Source organism: Streptomyces sp. WM6378 (assembly GCF_001279695.1).
Classification (GTDB): Bacteria; Actinomycetota; Actinomycetes; order Streptomycetales; family Streptomycetaceae; genus Streptomyces.
Genome location: NZ_LGDD01000057.1, coordinates 1 through 869, shown reverse-complemented (window position 1 = coordinate 869; position 869 = coordinate 1). Strand labels below are relative to the sequence as shown.

The following is an 869-nucleotide window of genomic DNA, read 5'->3' as shown; positions in this document are numbered from 1 at the left end:
GTCGTACCCCTTCACCTCACCGAAGCGCGACCCCGTCATCCAGTCCGAACGGGCCTGCTGGATGTCCTCGTTGGACCGCCCGATGAAGTTCCACCACATACCAAAAGCGCTGCGGCTTCTTGCAGGCCAGACGCTCCTTGGTCCGTCAGCTGTCAGCATCGGACCTGGGGAGTCAGCGACACCATGGCCACCAAAACCCTTGCCCACGGCATGGGCACCTTCTTCAAGGACTGCGCCCACCCCGAGCCGAAGTGGCCGAAGTGCTCTCACCTGTACAAGATCCAATTCCGTGACGCCGCCAAGAAGCAGCGCGTTGAGTCCGGGTTCGAGACCGACGTGGCAGCGATTGCGCGTTTGACGGAAATCTACAACGCCAAGAGGGCTGCCCCCGCTCGTGCGAGCAAAGCGGCGCGGGTGGCGAAGTACGGGGCGATGCAGTTCAAGGAATATGCCGCTGAGTGGCGTGGCAGCCAGCGGCATCTGGAGGTTTCCTCGCTGCGGCATCTGGACTCGCTGCTGGAGCACCACCTCTACCCGGCGCTGGAGAGCCGACGGATGGATTCGTTCGACCACAAGGTGGTGGACGGGTTCATCAGGACAATGGAGCGCAACGGTGCCGGGCTGGCAACGCAGGCCAACGCGTTCGACAAGCTGAAGTCGATCCTGCTCGATGCCCACCGGCTGGGGCTCTACGAGGACAGCCCCCTGGAGGGCGTGAAGCCCCCGCAGTACGACCCGGCTAAGAGGCCCTAACAGAAGTGGTTGTTGGTGTGACTGTCGGCTTGGCTGTTCGTTGGTGTGGGTGTGGGGAAGAGACAGTCGCGGCCGTGGATCGTGTCGGATGAACTCTGGTCGCTGGTGGAGCCGTT

General features: G+C 62.9%; 1 protein-coding gene and 1 pseudogene. One reads left to right on the top strand and one right to left on the bottom strand.

Annotation, left to right across the window (positions count from 1 at the left end; genetic code table 11):
* Positions 1-99 (bottom strand): annotated as a pseudogene (locus tag ADK54_RS43060) (pirin family protein); the annotation flags it as partial.
* Between the two features lie 84 nt (positions 100-183).
* On the opposite strand from ADK54_RS43060, the gene ADK54_RS08035 reads away from it, so the two are divergent.
* Positions 184-753 (top strand): hypothetical protein, encoded by a 570-nt coding sequence (locus tag ADK54_RS08035; protein WP_053724845.1) that lies wholly within the window; start codon positions 184-186, stop codon positions 751-753.
* Positions 754-869 lie beyond the last annotated feature (116 nt).